Genomic DNA, 21,908 nt, shown 5'->3' with positions numbered 1-21,908 from the left:
AAATGCTACCTAGCTATCAAAATAGCGCTGATTTACTGAGTAGTGTGGCTACCACCAAGTTATATAAAGATCTTATTATTCAACTTAACAAAGATCTTAGCCTAACTGGTATTGATGTAAATTTTCCTGAAAACAGTAGTCCTTTAGAGTTAAAAGAGTCTCTTCAAAAAATTATTAAGGAGTTAATTCTACAAGATTTTAACTCGTACTCAAATCTTTTGTATCGTATTGATGTTTCTGAAAAGGAAATACAAAATATAGCATCAAGTGATATTGATAAGTATTCTGAAAATGCTACTTTTTTAATTTTAAAAAGAGTTTGGAAAAAAGTGTGGTTTAAAAAGAATTTTTCCAACTAACATTTTTAGTTGAATTTATCTATTAAAAAACAATAAAACCTCCTCTACTACACTTGCTAATTCTTTTGATAATTTTGATTGTTCCCAAGGATGCCTAACATTAAACACATGATCAGCCTCTGGAATAATTTTTAATTCACTATTAGAGTTCCATTCATATAGTTCTTTCGCTTCATTAAGTGAAATAGAAGTATCACTATCTCCATGAACAATTAAGTACGGAATCGTTAGTTTCTCTACTGCTGATTTAATATGAAGTCGATTTTCATTGGCTTTGAAATCTTCATAAAATTGATAATAATGAGGCATTTGTTGTTTAGTTCTTCCGTTAACAACATACTTTACTCCATTTCTTTTCCATTCTTCTAAATCACCAATTGTAGCTGTTCTTTTTCCAAAATCGCTTATGCTTGCTAACGTAATAAGCTTTGAAACTCTAGAGTCTTCAGAAGCTTTTATAATAGCAATACCACCTCCACGACTATGACCTATTAAATTGATGGAATTCGAATCTACATTTTTATTGTTCTTAAAATAAGATTGTGTCCAATCTAACACATCATTTAGATCATCAAGTTCTTTTGTGTAATTATTCTTTCCGAAAGCTTCTAAATCTGGAAAATCAATAGGATTATCAATAGTACCTCCGTTGTGAGAAAAATTAAACTTTATAAAACAAAATCCTGCTTTAGCTATAGCTTCAGCCATTAAGTTCCAAGCACCCCAATCTTTAAAACCTTTATAACCGTGACAAAAAACAACTACTGGCTGATTAATAAATTCTTCCGAAAAGAACACATCAATCAGAATTGGTTTCTTATCAACTCTTTTTAAAACTATATTCCTTTGGATATTCATAGGATTAATTAGTCAACTCCCTAAATAAACTTTCCAAGTTTTTGTTTTCGGTATTTAGTCCTAAGATTTTCAACCCGTTTTCTTGAGCAAAATCGAAAATTACTGGACGCATATCTTCTGAAGTGTCAAAAGTTAAAATCCAGTTATTTTCTACGGTGTTTTTGAAGGCTTTAATATTTGGTAATCGTTTGATAAACTGTTCTTCTAATTTGTAATCAAACGTTACTCTTATCACTTGTTCCGTATCTGTTTTTAATTCAGATATCGGTTTATCAATTACTATTTCTCCTTTATTAATAATAATAACGCGATCGCACACGGCCTCTACTTCTTGCATAATATGAGTAGACAGCAAAACCGTTTTATCTTTACCTAATTCTTTAATCAATTCACGGATTTCAACCAATTGATTCGGATCTAACCCAGTAGTAGGTTCGTCTAAAATCAACACTTCTGGATTATGTAAAATAGCTGCTGCCAATCCTACACGTTGACGGTATCCTTTAGATAATTGATTGATTTTTTTGTGCGCTTCTACCGATAAGCCTACTTGCTCAATTACCTCAGCTACTTTTGTCTTATCAATATTGTGTAAAGAAGCCTGAAATTGTAAGTACTCCTTAACATACATATCTAAATACAACGGATTGTGCTCCGGTAAATATCCTATCTTTTTTTGAGCTTCGATAGGGTTTAAAGTAACATCAATCCCACTCACTAAAACACTTCCAGCTGATGGCTGAATAAAACCTGTTAAGATTTTCATCGTAGTTGATTTTCCTGCTCCATTTGGACCCAAAAACCCCACAATTTCTCCTTTGTTTGCTTCAAAAGAAATAGTATTTACTGCTTTTTGTGTCCCGTAGGTTTTTGATATTCCTGTAAGTTGTATTGACATACTTTTAGATTGATGGATTTTTAGACAAATGATTCAAGGTTTATTTACTTTAACCTTATATCCTTAATCTCTTCTCTTTTCGTAAGAAACGAAACTGTAATCATATTTATTTTTTTCATCTGCTTTAAAATCTTCCCTAGCTACTTCTTTCCAAACAGTTTTGTCTATCTCCGGAAAAAAAGCATCTGCTTCAAACTCGTGATGTAGAATAGTAATATCCAAACGATCTACTAAGTCTTGTTCTAAAGCTTGCTTATAAATTTGAGCACCTCCTATGATGAATGCATTATTTCCTTCCGTAAGTTCAATTGCATGTTCAATATTATTTGCTATTAAACATCCATCTTTAAAATAATCGTTATTTCTGGTAATAATGATAGAAGTACGATTAGGCAACGGTTTTCCAATACTTTCAAAAGTATTACGCCCCATTAAAATATGATGACCTGATGTAATTTGTTTAAATCTTTTTAGGTCGGCTGGTAAATGCCAAATTAAGTCGTTATCTTTTCCTAAAGCATTATTTTTTGCAATTGCAGCAATAAGTGTAATCATAAATCTTAGTTGAAGGGTTTACATACTTTTAACCCACTCTTTAATATATCCTGTAAGATCTCTTTTCTCTGTAATAGCCTCTTCTAATTCTTCTGTACTAATATTATCCACTAAAGTATGAATAGCTCTTAATACATTTTCATCTTGAATATCGGCTATTTTTTCATAGAGAGCGTCCTTTAAAGTATCGATATCTGTGGTCATTTTTTATAGATTTTAGCTGATTTCCTACAAATTTACTAAACAAACTACAAAAAATAAAGTTAAATTATACAGCTACAATTCCTTTGATATGAGGGTGTGGATTATAATCAATCAACTCAAAATCTTCAAAAGTAAAATCTTCTATATTCTTTATTTCTGGATTGATTTTCATCTTCGGAAGTGGTCTTGGATCACGTGATAACTGCAACTCTAATTGCTCTAAATGGTTGTTATAGATATGTGCATCACCAAACGTATGAATAAACTCTCCTGCTTCATAACCACAAACTTGAGCAACCATCATAGTAAACAACGCATATGATGCAATGTTAAACGGAACTCCTAAAAAGATATCCGCACTACGTTGATATAATTGACATGAGAGTTTACCATCAGCTACATAAAACTGAAAAAAAGCATGACATGGAGGAAGTGCTGCTTTACCATTCGCTACGTTTTCTGCAAACGATTTAGAAGTATCTGGTAACACTGACGGATTCCATGCTGACACCAACATTCTACGGCTATTCGGATTCGTTTTTAGTGTTTCTATTACTTCTTTTAACTGATCTATTTCATCACTATTCCAATTACGCCATTGATGACCATAGACAGGACCTAAATCTCCATTTTCATCTGCCCATTCATTCCAAATACGAACACCATTTTCCTGAAGATATTTAACATTAGTATCACCTTTTATAAACCACAATAACTCATAAATAATCGACTTTAAATGTAACTTTTTAGTCGTTACCATCGGAAAACCTTCACTTAAATCAAATCGCATTTGATAACCAAAAACACTTTTGGTTCCCGTTCCTGTTCTGTCTCCTTTTTCGTTTCCGTTGTCTAAAACGTGTTTTACTAAATCTAAATACTGCTTCATCCTTCTCCGTTTAATCGTTAAACTTTCATGTTAAATAATCAAGGTAAAAATAAAAAAGCATCTACACAAAATGTAGACGCTCTTTAAAATTATATTAATAAGTTATTAACTTTTTTATTTCTAATAATCGTCACTAACCTATAATCATTCCCGCAATAGTTGCCGACATTAACGAAGCAATAGTACCTCCAATTAATGCTTTCATTCCAAATTCAGATAAGTTTTTACGCTGACCTGGAGCTAAAGAACCAATACCTCCAATTTGAATACCAATTGAAGCAAAGTTTGCGAATCCGCATAACATATAAGTTGCCATAATGATAGACTTATTGTAGGTTAAATGTGTAGCACTTGCTGCATTTTTTAAATCTGCCAACTGGATATATCCTACAAACTCACTTGCTGCTAACTTAACACCTAATAACTGCCCCATTAATGCCATATCTTCTTTTGCTACACCAATTAACCACATTAATGGCGCAAAAGCATATCCTAAAATAAACTCCAGTGATAATGCCTCATAAGGTGTTGCATTAGCAATTAATTCGTTTAAAGAAGTAAACTTCCAACTAAAATATTCTATCCCATCAAAACCTCCAATTCCACCTAAAATACCATTTATCATGGCTATAAATGCAATAAACACTAATAACATTGCTGCAACATTCATCGCTAATTGTAAACCTTCTGTTGTACCATTTGCAATAGCATCTAAAATATTTGATCCTATTTTCTCTGACGATACTTGCACGTCTGTATTCACCTCTTCAGTTTGTGGATATAATATCTTTGAAATAATAATTGCACCTGGAGCTGCCATTACAGAAGCTGCTAATAAGTGCTTTGCATATAATAATCGTAATGCTTCATCATCACCTCCTAAGAAACCAATATATGCAGCTAACACTGCTCCAGCCACGGTCGCCATTCCTCCTATCATTACCAATAAGATTTCAGAACGGTTCATCTTTTCTAAATACGCCTTGATTAATAAAGGTGCTTCGGTTTGTCCTAAGAAAATATTTCCTGCTACCGATAAACTTTCCGCACCTGAAATTTTAAGGATCTTCGATAACACCATAGCAAAAATCTTAACGATAAATTGGATAACCCCTAAGTAAAATAAAAGCGACGTTAATGCCGAGAAGAATATAATGGTTGGTAATACTTGGAAAGCAAAAATGAATCCGAAAGAATCCATATCAGCTACTAAACCACTGAATAAAAACTCACTTCCTGCCCTTGTAAAGTCTAATACACTTACAAATAGACTCCCTACCAGCTCAAATGCTTTTTGTACAAAAGGAATTTTTAATACTCCAACAGCAATAAGCAATTGAAAAGCTAATCCTAATCCAACTATTTTCCAATCAATCGCTCTTCTATTAGCACTAAATAAAAAAGCTAGGATTAATAAAGAAACCATTCCCAGTGCTCCTCTCCACAAACTATGAAAAGAAAAACCTTGACTTGGAATTATTTCACTCACTTTTTGTTCAGCTTCTTCAGCTTCAATAACAGAACCTGCTACTGACTCTGTTGTAAACTTATACAACATATTTTTTTCAGAAAGCGTTAATCCATCCTCTGTTAATTCAACCACATTATAATAACGAACAGTATCGTTAGGTTGGTTGTAATTAAAAATTAATAAGTTGTTTTGATGAATATAGTTTCCTGAAGCTTGTAAACTATCTTTATCAACTAATGAGTAGTTGAATTTTCCTTCTGACAGATTAAGAACATCTGCAGGGTTTATCGTAACAATTGAATCTCCTTCAGTTGTTGTGATTGATGAGAAATTCCACTTTTTTTCAATGCTTTGACTAAAAGTTATCATCGTAACGCAAAGCATTATGAAAGTAAATAGTTTCTTCATTTTAAATGATTTTAATTAAGAACGTTTGCTGATTTCATCACGGATTCTGGCCGCCAACTCATAATTTTCATTTGCTACAGCATCGTTAAGTTGTTCGTGCAATTCTTCTAAAGATAAGTGTGAATAGTAATCCTCTTCTTTTTCATCCTCATCAAAAGAAAATTCTATTTCATCTTCTTCATCCGACTCCAAATCTTCTTCAATAGTTAACTCTTCATCCATTTTCAGATAAATACCCGCTTTATCTAAAATATTCTCATACGTATAAATTGGCGCTTCAAAACGAACCGCTAATGCAATAGCATCTGATGTTCGCGTATCTATCACTTCTTCTACTCCTTCTCGCTCGCAAATTAAACTTGAATAAAACACACCATCAACCAATTTATGAATGATAACTTGTTTAATTAAAATAGAAAATCTGTCGGCAAATGTTTTAAATAAATCGTGGGTAAGAGGTCTTGGTGGTCGAATTTCTTTTTCTAAAGCTATGGCAATTGATTGTGCTTCGAAAGCTCCTATAATAATAGGTAGCGTTCTAGTTCCTTCCATCTCACTTAGCACTAAAGCGTACGCCCCACTTTGTGTTTGGCTATACGAAATCCCTTTTATAGTTAGTTTAATTAAACTCATGTACAATCAATCATCATAAAATACAAAAAAACTGTCTAAATTTAGGCCTTTTGCTTAAATATTTAGACAGCCTTCTAAAGTGGGCACAATTTACTAAAAATTATGAGTTGTACTCTAATTTCTAACAAAAGAAAAAAACACCCCTATTTTATGCTTGTTTAAAAGCTTTTAATTTCTCTACTAACTGAGGTACAACTTCAAAAGCATCACCAACAATACCGTAATCTGCAGCTTTAAAGAAAGGTGCCTCTGGGTCAGTATTGATTACCACTTTTACTTTTGATGCGTTAATACCTGCTAAGTGCTGAATTGCTCCAGAAATACCAATAGCAATGTATAAGTTTGAAGCTACTGGCTTACCTGTTTGACCAACGTGCTCGCTGTGAGGACGCCATCCTAAATCAGACACTGGTTTAGAACAAGCTGTTGCTGCTCCTAAAACCTCGGCTAATTCCTCTACCATCCCCCAATTCTCTGGTCCTTTTAAACCTCTACCTGCAGAAACAACGATATCAGCATCAGCAATTGTTACTTTTCCTGTAGCTCTACTAATACTCTCAGACTTCACTCCTAATTCTGGTAATGCAGCATCAAAACTTTCAGTTGATCCACTTACTGCATTTTCATGCGCTCCGTAAGAATTTTTAGCTACACCTACTACTTTTTTCTCAGTTGAGATTTCAGTATTATTGAATCCTTTATTTGAGAATGCTTTTCTCTTAACAACAAAAGGACTTGTGCTACTCGGTAATGCTACCGCATTTGAAGCATATCCTGCTTCTAAACCTACAGCAACTAATGGAGCTAGAGTTAATCCGTCAACACTAGAGTCAATAATTACTGTGTTTGCTCCTTTCACTTCTGCAACTTGTTTGATAATTGAAGCATAAGCTTTAGCATTAAACGATGATAAATCGTTTTTTACTTCAACAACTTTCTCTGCTCCGTAAGTATATAATTCAGAAGCATCTCCTCCATTAATAGTCAACACTACTAAATCGCTTCCTAATTGTTCTGCTACTTTTTTTCCGTATGAAACAACTTCAAAAGCTGTTTTTTTGAATTTTCCTTCCGATGAATCGGCAAAAACTAATACAGACATATTTTTATATTTTAGTTATTATTAGGAACAAGTCCCAACAATATGATGTTAATTTTAAATTAGATTACCTTCGCTTCGTTGTGTAATAAATTGATTAGATCATCAACATTATCTACTAACTTTACTGCTCCTTTTGGCGCTGGTTTTTCAAAATTTTGAGTTGATGTAGCCGCTGCTGCTCCAGTTGGTTCAACTACACTTAATGGTTTTTTACGAGCCATCATAATTCCACGCATGTTAGGAATACGTAAATCTTTTTCTTCTACGATTCCTTTTTGTCCTGCAACCACCATTGGTAACGTTGAAGAAACTTTTTCTTCACCTCCATCAATTTCTCTACTTAACGTTACGTTTGTTCCGTCTACTTCAACACCAACACAACCATTAACAAAGTTAAAATCTAATAAAGACGCTAACATCCCTGGAACCATTTGCCCATTATAATCTGCAGATTCTTTTCCTGCTAACACTAAATCATATCCTCCATTTTTAACAACTTCAGCTAACTCTTTAGCAACCATAAATCCGTCTGTAGGCTCAGCATTTACACGAATAGCATCATCTGCACCAATCGCCAATGCTTTACGTAATGTTGGCTCTGTAGAAGCTCCTCCTACATTTACAACTGTTACACTTGCTCCTTGTTTTTCTTTAAACCACATAGCACGAGTTAAACTAAACTCATCGTATGGATTTATTACGTATTGAACTCCGTTAGTATCAAACTTTGTATCATTATCAGTAAAGTTGATTTTTGAAGTAGTATCAGGTACGTGACTGATACAAACTAATATTTTCATATATCGTTGTTTTAAAGAAACTTAATTTTATGCGACGAAGTTAAGCATTTTTTTTAATTTACTATGCGTGCATAATAAATTTTTTACCTAACCTTAATCTGCCTCAAATTTAAGGTATTAATATGACTTAATCATTTGTTGTTTTAAAGCTACAATATTACTCGTATTTTTATTATTTTTGCAATCTTGATAAACAACTACTTATAAAACGTATGAAAACAGTACAATTTAGAGAAGCCGTTTGCGAAGCAATGAGCGAGGAAATGCGTAGAGATGAAAGCATTTATTTGATTGGTGAAGAAGTTGCAGAGTATAACGGAGCATATAAAGCCAGTAAAGGAATGTTAGACGAGTTTGGGGCAAAACGTGTAATTGATGCTCCAATCGCCGAATTAGGTTTTGGCGGTATTGCTGTTGGATCGGCAATGAATGGTAACCGTCCTATTGTTGAATATATGACTTTCAATTTCTCATTAGTGGGTATTGATCAAATTATTAACAACGCAGCAAAGATTCGCCAAATGAGTGGTGGGCAATTTAACTGTCCTATCGTTTTCCGTGGACCAACAGCTTCTGCAGGTCAATTAGCAGCAACACACTCACAAGCTTTTGAGAGCTGGTACGCTAACTGTCCTGGATTAAAAGTAATTGTTCCTTCGAACCCTTACGATGCTAAAGGATTATTAAAAGCAGCGATTCGTGATGACGATCCAGTTATTTTTATGGAATCTGAGCAGATGTATGGTGATAAAATGGAAATTCCAGAAGGGGAATATATCATTCCTATTGGAGTTGCTGACATTAAAAGAGAAGGTACTGACGTAACTGTAGTTTCTTTCGGTAAAATCATCAAAGAAGCTTACAAAGCTGCTGATGAATTAGCTAAGGAAGGAATTTCAATAGAAATTATCGACTTACGTACAGTTCGCCCAATGGATCATAAAGCTATTTTAGAATCTGTTAAGAAAACAAACCGATTAGTAATTTTAGAAGAAGCATGGCCTTTCGGAAGTGTTTCATCAGAAATCACTTTTAGAGTACAAGACGAGGCATTTGATTATTTAGATGCTCCTATTAAAAGAATTACAACTGCCGATACACCAGCACCATACTCTCCAGTTTTATTAGAAGAATGGTTACCAAATGCTGATGACGTAATTGCCGCCGTAAAAGAGGTAATGTATCGTTAGTAATTAAAAGAAAAAAAGAAATTGAAAAAATTAAAATCCTTTTGGCGCTCGTCAAAAGGATTTTGTAGTAAAGAAACTAATGAGAACTTCACTAACATTAACAATACTACTAATAACCAACACATTAAGCGCTCAACTAACTCTTCAAGGTAGAGTTGTTGATGAATTCAACAATCCGTTACCTTTTGTAAACATCTCGTTAAAAAAGACAAACTATGGTACTACAACTGATGATGATGGTAAATTTTATTTAAAAACTAAGAAATTTAGAGGCACGTTAGAAATTTCTTTTGTGGGCTTTCAAAAACAAGCAATCAAAGTCAATCAAAAAACAAAATTCTTAAATGTTGTTTTAAGAGAAGAAAGTAATCAATTAGAGGAGGTTGTTATTGTTACAAAACCAAAAAAACGCTTAAAAAAGAAAGAAAATCCTGCTTATAAAATTCTAAAAGAAGTTTGGAAACGTAAAAGAAAAAACGGACTGGATTTAGTTGACCACTATCAATATAAAAAGAACACTTCAACAGAAATTGGCCTAAATAACCTAGACACGCTTTTTTTAAGAAAATTATTTAAAGACGAATACAAACAAGCTATTAACCAAGTTCAATACGATAGTGACGGAATTAATTATTACATACCTATTTATATAAATGAACAGGTTTCCAACATTTATGGCAATAATATAACTAATGCTGTAAGAGAAGATATTGAAGCTGAAAAATCAGAAGGATTAAACGCTCAAGGATTTGTTTTTGATAGAATGGCTAACACTTTTCAAAATATTGATGTGTTTCAAAATGACATTACGTTATTACGTAAGTCATTTGTAAGCCCACTATCTATAGATGGTTTTTCTACTTACGACTATGTTTTATACGATAGTATTGTTGACAACAACCGAAAATTATACAATATCTACTTCTTTCCTAGAAGAGATGGTGATTTAGCATTTCAAGGGAATTTATGGATTGCAGACAAAAGCTTTTCTATAAAAAAGCTAAAAATGAAAGTCCATAAAAGTATCAACCTAAACTTTGTAAGAGGATTAACTTTTGAAAAAGAATTCGAAGTTAGAAACGATAGTATTTACATTCCTACTAAAAATGCTTACGAAGGAGATTTTACTTTTATTGATAAAAATGACAGTAATAAAGGTTTAACGATTAAGAAAAACACTACGTTTGAAAATTACATTTTAAACAAACCTCTTTCTGAAAATTTCTACGAAGAAAAAATTGAAAAAATAAGACCTAATCAGTATGAAAAAGAAGACACATACTGGGAATCTGTTCAGAGTGATGAAAGCAAAAAAACGTATGAATTAATTAAAAACGTTAAAAAGAAAAAGCAAATAAAAAACATCACGGGACTTATTAACACGGTCTCTAGCGGATACGTAAACACCAATTTAGGTTTTCAAGTTGGTCCTTTATGGACTATTTTTGCCAACAACCAAGTTGAAGGTTTTAGAACCAAATTAGGTTTTAGAACTTTTGTGACCAAAGATGATCGATTTCGTTTAACAGGTCATGTTGCCTACGGTTTTAAAGACAAAAAAGTAAAATATGCCGCTGAAGGGCGTTATTTATTATCCTACAAACCTAGAATAGCAATAGGAGCTGCTTATCAAAAAGACATTGAGCAATTAGGGAGTACTTTATTAAACACTACGCAACTTTTAGGTAGAAGTTTTGGTACTGCTGCTGTATTTTCAAGAGGCGACAACTACTTTTTATCTAATGTAGAAAAAATTGCTACAAATTTTGATTATCAAATTCAAAAAAACTTACACTTTGGAATAAACCTTGCCTATGCAAAAATTTCTTCTGCTGATGAAAGATATTTCTCTATGGATTATATTGACGCAAACGGAGATACTCAATCAAAATTAACAGATGTAGCTTCTGATATTTATCTTACTTATACTCCTGGCAGATTTGTATATGGTCTAGGGGTAGAAAGACGTTTTGGAAGTAATATTTACCCAACGTTAGTTTTTAATTATCGAAGAGGGTACAAAGACCTTTTTAACGGCACACACAACTATGATAAAATCCAGTTCAAATACAACCAACCTATTTTACTAAGTAAATTTGGTGTTTTAGACGCTACTTTTGAAGCTGGAAAAACTTTTGGAAATGTGCCAATAGCTTTGCTAAGCCCTGTGCCTGCCAATCAATCATTTTCTCTAGTTAAAGACACTTTCACCTTACTTAATTATTACGATTTTGTTACTGATGAATATTTAGCAGGACATTTTGAGCATCACTTTAATGGTTATATTTTAAATAGAATTCCATTATTGAAAAAACTAAAACTACGTAGTTTAGTAACTTTTAGAGCCGCTTACGGAACAATTTCAGCAGAAAACAGAGCTATAAATGCTGGAAACGTAAATTACAACGCCCCAAATAAAGTGTATTATGAATATGGTTTTGGACTAGAAAATATAGGATACGGAAACTTACGTTTTCTTAGAGTTGATGCTATTTGGAGAAGCAATTACACACCTCCAGCAGGTTCCACAGTTGCTCCAACCCCAAAGTTTGCTATTCGTATAGGAATTAAACCTGGCTTATAATCATACAATTAACCATAAAATAAACCAGTTTTTTCTTAAAAAAAAGTAATAAATCGTTACTTTTGCAAACCGATTTTAGAAACGAAGAAAAGTTAAGAATATATGACCGCAAAAGAGAGAAAAACAGTAGATGTTTTAATTGAAATTCCAAAAGGAAGCAGAAATAAGTACGAATACGATTTTGATTTAGGAAAAATTCGTTTTGATAGAATGTTATTCTCATCAATGATGTATCCTGGTGATTATGGATTCATTCCTCAAACTTTAGCATTAGACGGAGATCCATTAGACGTATTAGTTTTAGGAGCAGAACCAACTTTCCCAATGTGTGTTATGGAAGTAAAGCCAATTGGTGTTTTCCATATGGCTGATGAAAAAGGTCCAGATGAAAAAATCGTTTGTGTACCAGTATCTGATCCAATCTGGAACAAATACAATGATTTATCTGACTTAAACCCACACCGTCAACAAGAAATCACTCACTTCTTCCAAGTTTACAAAGACTTAGAAAAAAAGAAAGTGGATATCGGAGATTGGGGTAACGCAGATGAAGCTTACGAAATCTTAGATAAATGTTTAGAGCGTTATGAAAATAGCGAACATAAAACAAATGGAGATTTTACTATTTAATACGTAAAACTCACTATAAAATTAAAAAAACCTTTCAGTTACAACTGAGAGGTTTTTTGTTTAGTTATTGATTTTGTTATATTTACGAACACTTATAACTAATCAAATAACAATAACATGAAACAAAACATGATGTACGTGCCTATTATTTTGGCACTTTTAGGACTCATTTTTATGTATACAAAAATGGTCTGGGTTAGAAAGCAAGACGCAGGGAATGATAAAATGAAAGCCATTTCTAAAAGTATTAAAGAAGGAGCCCTTGCTTTTTTAACTGCTGAATATCGATTGTTATTAATCTTCGTAATTATAGCTTCACTAGCGCTATTCGGTATTTCACAATTAGTAGAAACCACAAGTATAATGATTGTCCCTGCCTTTATCATAGGAGCAATTTTCTCTGCCTTAGCTGGTAACATAGGAATGCGAATTGCAACTGACGCAAATGCAAGAACAGCAGAAGCTGCCAAAACTAGTTTACCGCAAGCTTTAAAAGTGTCTTTTGGAGGAGGAACCGTAATGGGTCTTGGAGTTGCTGGTTTAGCTGTACTAGGATTAAGTTTATTCTTCCTTATTTTTATTGGTCAATTTATTACTGAAGGAGGAAATTTTTACAATGAAATGACCGTTGTTTTAGAAGCCTTAGCAGGATTTTCTTTAGGAGCAGAATCAATTGCTTTATTTGCTCGTGTAGGTGGTGGTATTTACACCAAAGCTGCCGACGTAGGAGCTGATTTAGTTGGAAAAGTAGAAGCAGGAATTCCTGAAGACGATCCACGTAACCCTGCTACTATTGCCGACAATGTAGGTGATAATGTAGGTGACGTTGCAGGTATGGGAGCCGATTTATTCGGTTCATATGTAGCAACTGTTTTAGCTGCCATGGTTTTAGGAAACTATGTGATTAGAGATATGTCAATAACCTCACAGTTCACTGATGACTTTAATGGAATGGGACCTATTTTACTTCCTTTGGTTATTGCTGGAGTTGGTATCGTAGCTTCTATTATTGGAACTTTTTTAGTCGGAATTAAAGATAACTCTGCAAAAGAAGCTCAAGTTCAAAAAGCATTAGATACTGGTAACTGGACAGCTATTATATTAACCTTAGCAGCAAGTTTCTTTTTAATTAAATGGATGTTACCTGAAACCATGCGCATGAATTTCTTTGGTGAAGGCATTCAAGAAGTTTCTTCTATAAATGTGTTTTGGGCTGCTTGTATTGGTTTAGCAGTTGGAGCCTTAATTTCTATGGTAACTTCTTATTACACTAGCTTAGGTAAAAAACCTGTATTAGACATCGTTCAAAACAGTGCTACTGGCGCAGGAACTAATATTATTGCTGGTTTAGCAGTAGGAATGAAATCTACTTTTCTATCAGTTTTATTATTTGCAGCTGCAATTTACGGTTCATATTATTTCGCTGGGTTTTATGGTGTAGCCTTAGCAGCGTCTGCAATGATGGCAACCACAGCAATGCAATTAGCTATTGATGCTTTCGGACCAATTGCTGACAACGCAGGCGGTGTTGCTGAAATGAGTGAATTAGAGGATCATGTACGTGAACGCACTGATATTTTAGATTCTGTTGGAAATACTACTGCTGCGGTTGGTAAGGGTTTTGCCATTGCTTCTGCAGCTTTAACTGCTTTAGCGCTATTTGCCGCTTATGTTACTTTTACAGGAATTGACGGTATTAACATTTTTAAAGCCGATGTATTAGCTGCCTTATTTGTCGGCGGAATGATTCCTGTAATATTTTCTGCCTTAGCAATGCAATCTGTTGGAAAAGCAGCCATGGAAATGGTACACGAAGTACGTCGTCAGTTTAGAGAAATTCCAGGAATCATGGAAGGAACTGGCACTCCTGAATATGCAAAATGTGTAGATATTTCAACCAAAGCAGCCTTAAAAGAAATGATTTTACCTGGGTTAATAACTATCATCACCCCTATTATTATTGGATTGGTTTTCGGAGCAGAGCCTTTAGGTGGTTATATGGCTGGTGTATGTGTATCAGGTGTAATGTGGGCTATTTTCCAAAACAACGCAGGTGGTGCTTGGGACAATGCTAAAAAATCGTTTGAAGCTGGTGTTGAAATTAACGGAGAGATGACCTACAAAGGTTCAGACGCACATAAAGCTGCTGTTACAGGAGATACTGTTGGAGATCCTTTTAAAGACACTTCAGGTCCATCAATGAATATTTTAATTAAACTTACATGTTTAGTTGGTTTAGTTATTGCACCAATATTAGGCGGACACACTTCTTCTGAAACACATGAAAAGACAGAAGAAATGAAAGTCTGGATTGACGAGAATGGTAAAAAACATGAAATAAAACTTTCTACTGATACTGAATTTACTACAGAGAACAAGTTAGAAAACATCGTTAAAGTAAATATTGAAAAGAATGATGATGGTACTGCTAAAGCTACTATTACTACTACAATTATTAAAAACGGTGAAGAAACAACTGAAGAAAAAATTTTTGAAGGAACTTTAGAAGAAGTTAAACAGAAAATTAAAGAGTACGAAAACTCAAAAAAAGAGTAAACTTCAACCTATATAAAACCCAAACCCGATAGCAGTATTTCTATCGGGTTTCTTATTTTTGTGGCGATGTCAAGAACTGTCCGTATTTTTTCTATAGATGAGCCAAATAAATTCAAACAAAAGCTGTTTGTTTGGGCTAAACAATTTGAAACTGCTATTTGGCTAGATTCTAACAATTACGAGCAGCATTACAGTTCTTTTGATTGCGCGTTAGCTGTAGAGGAATTCACTTCTATTAAAACCGATTATCACGGAGCTTTTGAACAACTAAAAGAATATCAATCGTATACTAAAGATTATATCTTCGGATATATTTCATACGATGTAAAAAACGATGTAGAAAAACTGACTTCTAATAACTTTGACGGACTTCATTTTCCTGATGTCTATTTTTTTCAACCTCAAAAATTAATATTCATTAAAAACGACACTGTCGAATTTCATTATTTACAAATGATTGATGATGAATTAGAGGAAGATTTTGAAGACATTATTGAAACTAATCCAAACTTTATTTCGAAAGAAGTTGATAATGATTCTGATGAAAACGAGCTTAAAATTAAGCTTCGTATCCATAAAGATGAGTATCATCAAAAAGTAGAAAAAGTATTAGAACATATTCACCGAGGCGATATTTACGAAGCTAATTTTTGTCAAGAATTTTATGCTGAAAACGCAGAAATCAATCCGTATGAAGTATACACTCATTTAAATGCTATATCAGAACCGCCTTTTGCTACTTTTTTTAGAAATGACAATCATTATTTGCTATCAGCCACTCCTGAAAGATATGTAAGAAAAGAAGGAACTAAAATTATTTCTCAACCTATAAAGGGAACAGCTAAACGCTTAATTGATCCGATTGAAGATGAAAAAATTGCATTTGATTTAGCACGAGACGAGAAAGAGCGCTCTGAAAACATCATGATTGTTGATTTAGTTCGCAACGACTTATCTAGAACCGCAAAAAAAGGAAGCGTTCAAGTAGAAGAATTATGCAAAGTGTATTCTTTTAAACAAGTACATCAAATGATTTCTACGGTAGTTTCTGAAATTGACAACAACACCCACCCTGTTGATGTAATTAAAGATACTTTTCCTATGGGAAGTATGACTGGAGCTCCAAAAATATCGGCTATGGAAATTATCGAAAAACTAGAAGAAACAAAACGCGGATTGTATTCTGGCACCTTAGGCTATTTCACTCCTGATGGTGATTTTGATTTTAATGTGGTTATCCGAAGTATTTTGTACAATTCAGAAAATAAATACGTTTCCTATTCAGTAGGTGGTGCTATTACTGCAAAGTCTACTCCAGAAAAAGAATACGAAGAATGTTTGCTAAAAGCAAAGGCTATGAAGTATGTTTTAACACATACTAACAAAAGTTAACTATATTTATAGCAAATACTCGTAACTTGTATTTTACAATCAAAAATCTATTAAAAAATAAAAAGATGAAAACCACCTTTAAAATTTTACTTTTTATCGCTGTTATTGCTACAGCTACTTCTTGTAAATCAAACAAATATTCATTTTTAAATGAGTATCCTACTAAAACAGTTCCTTTAGTTGATAGTACTAACTTTAGCAATCATGCAGAAGGAAAACTATTAACCAAATCACAACAAGAGCTTTTAAAATTACCTTCAATTTTTGAAGATCAATTAACTGAAGAAAGTAAAATTGGTGTTTCTTATCTTCCAAAATTATCAGAAAATTTCCAATCGGTTGTTTATTACTTTTACCCAAACAACAATGAGCTTATTTCAATGTTAGTAACTTACGACAAGCAATTTAATATAATTAACAGTCAGGTACTAGCTTATGATGAAATTGCAGAAGGAATGCTTAGAACCACTTCTACTCTTAACAAGAATAGTATTGAATTAGTTGAATATATTTCTGATTCACCTTCTACTATTATTTTTAATATTTTAGAAGACGGAAACATTACCAGAGACTAATGACACATCATACGTTTACATTCGATTTTCAAAAGGCAACGTTTTTTGGTCAGTATTGGCAACCTGAAACCGTTAAAGCTGTAGCTGTTATTGTTCACGGAATGGGAGAACATTCTGGTAGATACGAGCATGTTGCTCAAAAATTAACCGACAACAATTTTGGTGTAATTGCTTTTGATCACTTCGGACATGGAAAAACAACTGGAAAAAGAGGTCACAATCCAGGATTTGAGTATGTCTTAGAAAGTGTAACCAAACTTATTGAAAAAGCTAAAGAGGTTTTTGGTGACAAACCTATCTTTTTATACGGGCATTCTATGGGAGGAAATACTGTAATTAACTACACCCTTAGAAAAGAACATAATCTACAAGGAATCATAGCTACAAGTCCGTTTTTACGATTAGCTTTTGAGCCACCAGCTTGGAAATTATCACTAGGAAAAATTATACAAAAAATTGCTCCTTCAATAACTTTAGGTAATGAATTGGATGCAAATGATGTATCTCGTGATCCTGTTGAAGTTCAAAAATATGTTGATGATCCATTGGTACATAATAAAGTGAGCCCTAATTTCTCGTTATCTTTTATTGATGCTGGTGAATGGGCCATTGAAAATGCTAGTTCCTTAAAAACACCTATGTTATTGCTACACGGTACTGGTGATAAAATTATTGATTATAAAGGAACAGAAGCTTTTGCCAACAATAGCCCGAAAGCTAACTTAAAATTATACAAAGGTGGATATCATGAGTTACAAAATGACTTGTGTAAAGAAGAAATGCTGCAAGATGTAGTTAACTGGTTAAACAGTCAATTACAATAGTTACCTACATTTTTTATGCTCCAAGAATTAGCTAAACATATTGACGAACATTTTCCTTTTTTAAAAAGTAAAAAACTACTCATCGCTATTTCTGGTGGAGTTGACAGCGTAGTACTAACTCATTTATTACATCAACTTAATTTTGATATTTCCTTAGCTCATTGCAACTTTCAACTAAGAGGAAAAGAAAGTGATAAAGATGAAGAATTTGTTAAGAACTTAGGAAAAAAACTAGGGATTAACACCTATGTAACCCGTTTTAACACGAATAAATACGCTGCTGACAATAAACTATCAACACAATTAGCTGCGAGAGAACTCCGCTACAATTGGTTTGATGAATTAAGTAAAGAATATTCTTTCGAACATTTACTTACAGCTCATCATGCTGATGATAATTTAGAAACTTTTTTAATCAACCTTACTAGAGGCACAGGATTAGAAGGACTAACAGGCATCCCTCCTATTAATGGAAACATTGTTCGTCCGTTACTTGTTTTTTCTCGCGAAGAAATTTTAAACTACGCTAAACAAAATAATATTGAATGGCGTGAGGATGAAAGTAATTCGGAAACTAAATATCTTAGAAATAAAATACGACATCAAGTTACACCTATATTAAAAGAACTGAATGCTAGTGTTTTAAAAAACTTCAATAAAACAATTGATCATTTAAAAGAATCTCAACAAATTATTGATGATAAAATAGAGGATATTACCCACGAAATCATTTCAAAAGAGGGTGATTTGTTAAAAATCAATATTGAAAAACTGTTAAAGTTATCCAACCCTAAAGCTTACCTCTATCAGCTAATAAAGCCTTATGAATTCAGGGAATGGAACGATGTTCACAACCTTATTTATGCGCAATCTGGAAAGCAAATTTTAACAAAAAATTATACTTTGTTGAAAGACAGAGATTTTTTATTACTTTTACGCACTAGTGAAAAATCCTCTGTTAAAGAGGAGGTTTACACTATTAGGGAGGAAAACAAAGAAATTACAGTTCCTATTAGGCTGTTACTAAAAAGGGTTCAAAAAAAATCAGACACTAATCAAGAAAGTATTTATGTTGATAATGAACTTCTTAGTTATCCCCTAAAACTTAGACGGTGGAATTCCGGCGATTTTTTTTATCCTACAGGAATGCTAGGAAAGAAAAAAATAAGTAAGTATTTTAAAGACGAGAAAATATCAATTATAAATAAAAATAAAATTTGGCTCCTCTGTTCTAGTAAAAATGAGATTATTTGGATTATAGGAAAACGACAAGACAGACGCTTTTTACCAACAGATAAAACGACCAAACTATTACAAATTAGTATTTAATTAACCCCATCAAACTACATAGAATGAAAAAATTCTTTACTCTATTTTTATTATTCATAGGTTTAGCGGTTTATTCTCAATCTGATGATAACCCCGTAGTTGTTACTCCTAAGGTAGAGAAAATCTCTGACACTGAGTACGACCTTATTTTTGACGTATTAATAGCTGAAGACTGGCACTTATACTCTCAGTATAATCCAGAAGACGCTTCTTTACCTATGACAATTTCTCCTGCAGAAGGACAAACTGGATACACCCTAAACGGTAAAGCTAAAGAAAGTGAAACTGAAACACAGTTTAGTGAAATCTGGGGAAAAGACGAAATCTTTTTCGTTGAAGAAGGTAAATTAGTACAGCGAATTACTGTTTCTGACTCTACGCTAACAAAGGTAACTTTAAATCTTGATGCTCAAGTTTGTAAAGAATACTGTTTACCTTTTGATGAAGATTTTACATTCTCTTTAACAGGAGAAGTGGTAGAGCAAACCGTTGCAGATGTAGATGAGAAAAGTAAAGAGTTATCACAATCTTTAAATTTAGATTTAAAAAATACTGTTTTATTAAAAAGCTCTACAGACACTAGTGCTGAAGGGGAAGAAAAAGATAATAGTTTATTAAATATCTTCTTATTAGGTTTTGTTGGTGGATTATTGGCTTTTTTAACTCCATGTGTATTTCCAATGGTTCCTTTAACGGTATCTTTTTTCACAAAACGTACAGAAAAAAAAGGTAAAGGTATAGGTAGTGCAATCTTATACGGATTCTTTATAGTATTAATCTACGGATTAATAAGTCTTCCTTTCCATTTCTTAGACACATTAGATCCAGAAATTTTAAATAACATTTCTACCAATATTTGGTTAAACTTATTCTTCTTTGTTATTCTAATATTCTTTGCTGGTTCTTTCTTCGGATTCTACGAATTAACGTTACCTAGCTCTTGGAGTAATAAAGCAGATAGCGCTTCAAATGTTGGAGGGTTTTTAGGAATATTCTTCATGGCGTTAACATTAGCAATTGTATCGTTCTCTTGTACTGGACCGATTTTAGGTTCTTTATTAGCAGGATCGTTAAGTGGTGGTGCTATGCAATTATCTGTAGGTATGGTAGGATTTGGTTTAGCTTTAGCATTACCTTTTGCTTTATTTGCAATGTTCCCTAACTGGTTAAATACTTTACCAAAGTCTGGTGGATGGTTAAACACTGTTAAAGTTGTTTTAGGATTTATTGAATTAGCTTTCGCTTTCAAATTCTTATCTAACGCTGACTTAGTTGGTCACTGGGGATTATTAAAAAGAGAAATTTTTATCGGAATTTGGGCTTTAATTGCATTCTTATTAGCTCTTTACTTATTCGGGTTTATTGGAAAAAAGTATGGAAAAATGACGCTTTTCAGAGTCTTAGTAGGTATAGGTGCATTAGCTTTATCTGTCTACTTAGCTCCTGGAGTAATGGAAAAACCAGCTTGGAATCAAAATGAATTATTAAGTGGCTTTGCTCCGCCTAAATTCCATAGTATATATGAAAAAGACAACCACTGTCCTCTTAACTTAAACTGTTTTAAAGATTTTGACGAAGGTATTGCTTACGCTAAATCTGTTAACAAACCAGTATTATTAGATTTTACAGGATGGGCATGTGTAAACTGTCGTAAAATGGAAGAAAATATTTGGAGTCAACCAAACATCTATTCTTTAATCAATGATGATTATGTATTAATTTCTTTATACGTAGATGATCACCAAAGAATGTTACCAGAAGAAGAGCAATTTGATTTTATCAAATCTAACGGTAAAGTAAAAAGAATTAGAACGTATGGTGATAAGTGGGCTACCTTACAAGCAGCAAACTTTAAAACTGCTTCTCAACCATTCTATGTATTAATGAGTCCTGAGTTAGAAGTATTAAACTCACCTCAACAGTACACAGATCATACAACATACTACAATTGGTTAAAAACTGGTTTAGACCGTTTCAACAACAACTAATAATAGTATTATCATAATATTTACAAAGCCTCTTTTTTAAAAGGGGCTTTTTTTATATCTTACATTAAAAAAGATGACTCCAGAAACAATCATCAGTATCTTTTTAGGAATCGGGCTAGCCGCTTCGGTCGGATTTAGAGTTTTCCTTCCTTTGTTTGCTTTAAGCTTAGCTGGTTATTATCAAGTTATCCCTTTAAATGAAAACTGGTTGTGGGTAGCAAGTTCACCAGCTATTATCACATTGGGCGTTGCTACTCTATTGGAAATATTTGCCTATTACATTCCTTGGTTTGATAATTTACTCGATACTATTGCAATTCCGTTAGCCGCTATTGCTGGTACAGCCGTAATGGTCTCAACTGTTGCTGATTTATCACCTGTTATCACTTGGGCTTTAGCTATTATTGCTGGTGGCGGTACTGCAAGTGCAATAAAGGGTACCACAGCTTCTGCTCGTTTAACTTCAACAGCTACAACAGCTGGAGTTGCAAACCCTATAATTTCAACAGTAGAAACAGGCTCTTCTGTGGTTATGTCTGTTTTCTCTATCTTCTTACCTATTATAGCTATTATTTTTGTTGTTCTTATCTTCTTAAGCATGCGAAAATTATACAGATTTGTTTTCCCCTCTTTAAAAAAAGAAGAAGATTTATCATAACTAAA

The 21,908-nt window shown here is 33.2% G+C and carries 20 protein-coding genes; 11 read left to right on the top strand and 9 right to left on the bottom strand.

Translation table 11 applies throughout. The annotated features are described in order from the left end of the window. The first annotated feature begins 2 nt into the window (after positions 1-2). Positions 3-359: a hypothetical protein gene (locus tag ACKTSU_RS01720; RefSeq protein ID WP_408034653.1), complete on the top strand. Its 357-nt coding sequence runs from the start codon at positions 3-5 to the stop codon at positions 357-359. 15 nt (positions 360-374) lie between these two features. Here the strand turns inward: ACKTSU_RS01720 and ACKTSU_RS01715 are convergent, their stop codons facing one another. The 9 genes from ACKTSU_RS01715 to ACKTSU_RS01675 form a co-directional block, all read right to left on the bottom strand. After that, entirely contained in the window at positions 375-1,217 is an 843-nt protein-coding gene (locus ACKTSU_RS01715) for an alpha/beta hydrolase family protein (protein WP_408034652.1), read from the bottom strand. A 4-nt stretch (positions 1,218-1,221) separates the two neighbouring features. Continuing rightward, positions 1,222-2,115, bottom strand: coding sequence for a gliding motility-associated ABC transporter ATP-binding subunit GldA (gene gldA, locus ACKTSU_RS01710; protein ID WP_408034651.1), 894 nt, complete (start codon positions 2,113-2,115; stop codon positions 1,222-1,224). 63 nt (positions 2,116-2,178) lie between these two features. After that, the gene (locus tag ACKTSU_RS01705; protein ID WP_408034650.1) at positions 2,179-2,670 is read right to left on the bottom strand and encodes a dihydrofolate reductase; all 492 of its coding nucleotides are present in this window, start codon (positions 2,668-2,670) and stop codon (positions 2,179-2,181) included. Positions 2,671-2,688: 18 nt separating this feature from the next. After that, positions 2,689-2,874, bottom strand: a complete 186-nt coding sequence (locus ACKTSU_RS01700) for a hypothetical protein (RefSeq protein ID WP_408034649.1) — start codon at positions 2,872-2,874, stop codon at positions 2,689-2,691. Between the two features lie 64 nt (positions 2,875-2,938). Beyond that, entirely contained in the window at positions 2,939-3,763 is an 825-nt protein-coding gene (locus tag ACKTSU_RS01695) for a thymidylate synthase (protein ID WP_408034648.1), read from the bottom strand. Positions 3,764-3,896: 133 nt separating this feature from the next. Further along, positions 3,897-5,642: a NupC/NupG family nucleoside CNT transporter gene (locus ACKTSU_RS01690; protein ID WP_408034647.1), complete on the bottom strand. Its 1,746-nt coding sequence runs from the start codon at positions 5,640-5,642 to the stop codon at positions 3,897-3,899. Between the two features lie 15 nt (positions 5,643-5,657). Then, complete coding sequence (locus tag ACKTSU_RS01685) at positions 5,658-6,275, bottom strand: bifunctional nuclease domain-containing protein (RefSeq protein WP_408034646.1); 618 nt, start codon at positions 6,273-6,275, stop codon at positions 5,658-5,660. 148 nt (positions 6,276-6,423) lie between these two features. Next, positions 6,424-7,377 carry an electron transfer flavoprotein subunit alpha/FixB family protein gene (locus ACKTSU_RS01680; protein WP_408034645.1) on the bottom strand — a complete coding sequence of 318 codons (954 nt, stop codon included), beginning with the start codon at positions 7,375-7,377 and terminating at the stop codon, positions 6,424-6,426. A gap of 59 nt (positions 7,378-7,436) precedes the next feature. Continuing rightward, the gene (locus ACKTSU_RS01675; RefSeq protein ID WP_408034644.1) at positions 7,437-8,177 is read right to left on the bottom strand and encodes an electron transfer flavoprotein subunit beta/FixA family protein; all 741 of its coding nucleotides are present in this window, start codon (positions 8,175-8,177) and stop codon (positions 7,437-7,439) included. Between the two features lie 212 nt (positions 8,178-8,389). On the opposite strand from ACKTSU_RS01675, the gene ACKTSU_RS01670 reads away from it, so the two are divergent. From ACKTSU_RS01670 to ACKTSU_RS01625, 10 genes are all read left to right on the top strand, one after another. Continuing rightward, positions 8,390-9,367, top strand: a complete 978-nt coding sequence (locus ACKTSU_RS01670) for a pyruvate dehydrogenase complex E1 component subunit beta (protein WP_408034643.1) — start codon at positions 8,390-8,392, stop codon at positions 9,365-9,367. A gap of 79 nt (positions 9,368-9,446) precedes the next feature. Next, entirely contained in the window at positions 9,447-11,951 is a 2,505-nt protein-coding gene (locus ACKTSU_RS01665) for a DUF5686 family protein (RefSeq protein WP_408034642.1), read from the top strand. 102 nt (positions 11,952-12,053) lie between these two features. After that, positions 12,054-12,581 (top strand): inorganic diphosphatase, encoded by a 528-nt coding sequence (locus ACKTSU_RS01660; RefSeq protein ID WP_274633416.1) that lies wholly within the window; start codon positions 12,054-12,056, stop codon positions 12,579-12,581. A gap of 117 nt (positions 12,582-12,698) precedes the next feature. Next, positions 12,699-15,137, top strand: a complete 2,439-nt coding sequence (locus ACKTSU_RS01655; protein WP_408034641.1) for a sodium-translocating pyrophosphatase — start codon at positions 12,699-12,701, stop codon at positions 15,135-15,137. Between the two features lie 66 nt (positions 15,138-15,203). Beyond that, positions 15,204-16,529, top strand: a complete 1,326-nt coding sequence (gene pabB, locus ACKTSU_RS01650; protein ID WP_408034640.1) for an aminodeoxychorismate synthase component I — start codon at positions 15,204-15,206, stop codon at positions 16,527-16,529. Between the two features lie 65 nt (positions 16,530-16,594). After that, a complete protein-coding gene (locus ACKTSU_RS01645) occupies positions 16,595-17,104 on the top strand; it encodes a hypothetical protein (RefSeq protein WP_408034639.1) in 510 nt (169 codons plus the stop codon). Next, positions 17,104-17,928 (top strand): alpha/beta hydrolase, encoded by an 825-nt coding sequence (locus ACKTSU_RS01640; RefSeq protein ID WP_408034638.1) that lies wholly within the window; start codon positions 17,104-17,106, stop codon positions 17,926-17,928. Before ACKTSU_RS01645 ends, ACKTSU_RS01640 begins: the two co-directional genes overlap by 1 nt. Positions 17,929-17,943: 15 nt before the next feature. After that, entirely contained in the window at positions 17,944-19,257 is a 1,314-nt protein-coding gene (tilS, locus tag ACKTSU_RS01635; protein WP_408034637.1) for a tRNA lysidine(34) synthetase TilS, read from the top strand. A 23-nt stretch (positions 19,258-19,280) separates the two neighbouring features. Beyond that, on the top strand, positions 19,281-21,245 hold the full coding sequence (locus tag ACKTSU_RS01630; protein WP_408034636.1) for a protein-disulfide reductase DsbD family protein: 1,965 nt from the start codon (positions 19,281-19,283) through the stop codon (positions 21,243-21,245). A gap of 73 nt (positions 21,246-21,318) precedes the next feature. Continuing rightward, positions 21,319-21,903 (top strand): DUF4126 domain-containing protein, encoded by a 585-nt coding sequence (locus ACKTSU_RS01625; RefSeq protein ID WP_408034635.1) that lies wholly within the window; start codon positions 21,319-21,321, stop codon positions 21,901-21,903. Positions 21,904-21,908: the final 5 nt, after the last annotated feature.

Origin of the sequence: Tenacibaculum aestuarii, from assembly GCF_964510395.1 — a bacterium.
In the GTDB taxonomy this organism is placed as follows: Bacteria; Bacteroidota; Bacteroidia; order Flavobacteriales; family Flavobacteriaceae; genus Polaribacter; species Polaribacter aestuarii.
The sequence above is the reverse complement of the archived record's forward strand: the minus strand, read 5'-3'. Positions and strand labels throughout refer to the sequence as shown.

Bases quoted from the DNA above. Each gene is read 5' to 3' on its own strand.
- ACKTSU_RS01680 (WP_408034645.1), bottom strand. From the start codon at position 7,377: ATGTCTGTATTAGTTTTTGCCGATTCATCGGAAGGAAAATTCAAAAAA.
- ACKTSU_RS01685 (WP_408034646.1), bottom strand. From the start codon at position 6,275: ATGAGTTTAATTAAACTAACTATAAAAGGGATTTCGTATAGCCAAACA.
- tilS (WP_408034637.1), top strand. From the start codon at position 17,944: ATGCTCCAAGAATTAGCTAAACATATTGACGAACATTTTCCTTTTTTA.
- ACKTSU_RS01690 (WP_408034647.1), bottom strand. From the start codon at position 5,642: ATGAAGAAACTATTTACTTTCATAATGCTTTGCGTTACGATGATAACT.
- ACKTSU_RS01655 (WP_408034641.1), top strand. From the start codon at position 12,699: ATGAAACAAAACATGATGTACGTGCCTATTATTTTGGCACTTTTAGGA.
- ACKTSU_RS01660 (WP_274633416.1), top strand. From the start codon at position 12,054: ATGACCGCAAAAGAGAGAAAAACAGTAGATGTTTTAATTGAAATTCCA.
- ACKTSU_RS01670 (WP_408034643.1), top strand. From the start codon at position 8,390: ATGAAAACAGTACAATTTAGAGAAGCCGTTTGCGAAGCAATGAGCGAG.
- ACKTSU_RS01645 (WP_408034639.1), top strand. From the start codon at position 16,595: ATGAAAACCACCTTTAAAATTTTACTTTTTATCGCTGTTATTGCTACA.
- ACKTSU_RS01625 (WP_408034635.1), top strand. From the start codon at position 21,319: ATGACTCCAGAAACAATCATCAGTATCTTTTTAGGAATCGGGCTAGCC.
- ACKTSU_RS01640 (WP_408034638.1), top strand. From the start codon at position 17,104: ATGACACATCATACGTTTACATTCGATTTTCAAAAGGCAACGTTTTTT.
- ACKTSU_RS01665 (WP_408034642.1), top strand. From the start codon at position 9,447: ATGAGAACTTCACTAACATTAACAATACTACTAATAACCAACACATTA.
- ACKTSU_RS01630 (WP_408034636.1), top strand. From the start codon at position 19,281: ATGAAAAAATTCTTTACTCTATTTTTATTATTCATAGGTTTAGCGGTT.
- ACKTSU_RS01720 (WP_408034653.1), top strand. From the start codon at position 3: ATGCTACCTAGCTATCAAAATAGCGCTGATTTACTGAGTAGTGTGGCT.
- gldA (WP_408034651.1), bottom strand. From the start codon at position 2,115: ATGTCAATACAACTTACAGGAATATCAAAAACCTACGGGACACAAAAA.
- ACKTSU_RS01695 (WP_408034648.1), bottom strand. From the start codon at position 3,763: ATGAAGCAGTATTTAGATTTAGTAAAACACGTTTTAGACAACGGAAAC.
- ACKTSU_RS01675 (WP_408034644.1), bottom strand. From the start codon at position 8,177: ATGAAAATATTAGTTTGTATCAGTCACGTACCTGATACTACTTCAAAA.
- ACKTSU_RS01700 (WP_408034649.1), bottom strand. From the start codon at position 2,874: ATGACCACAGATATCGATACTTTAAAGGACGCTCTCTATGAAAAAATA.
- ACKTSU_RS01705 (WP_408034650.1), bottom strand. From the start codon at position 2,670: ATGATTACACTTATTGCTGCAATTGCAAAAAATAATGCTTTAGGAAAA.
- ACKTSU_RS01715 (WP_408034652.1), bottom strand. From the start codon at position 1,217: ATGAATATCCAAAGGAATATAGTTTTAAAAAGAGTTGATAAGAAACCA.
- pabB (WP_408034640.1), top strand. From the start codon at position 15,204: ATGTCAAGAACTGTCCGTATTTTTTCTATAGATGAGCCAAATAAATTC.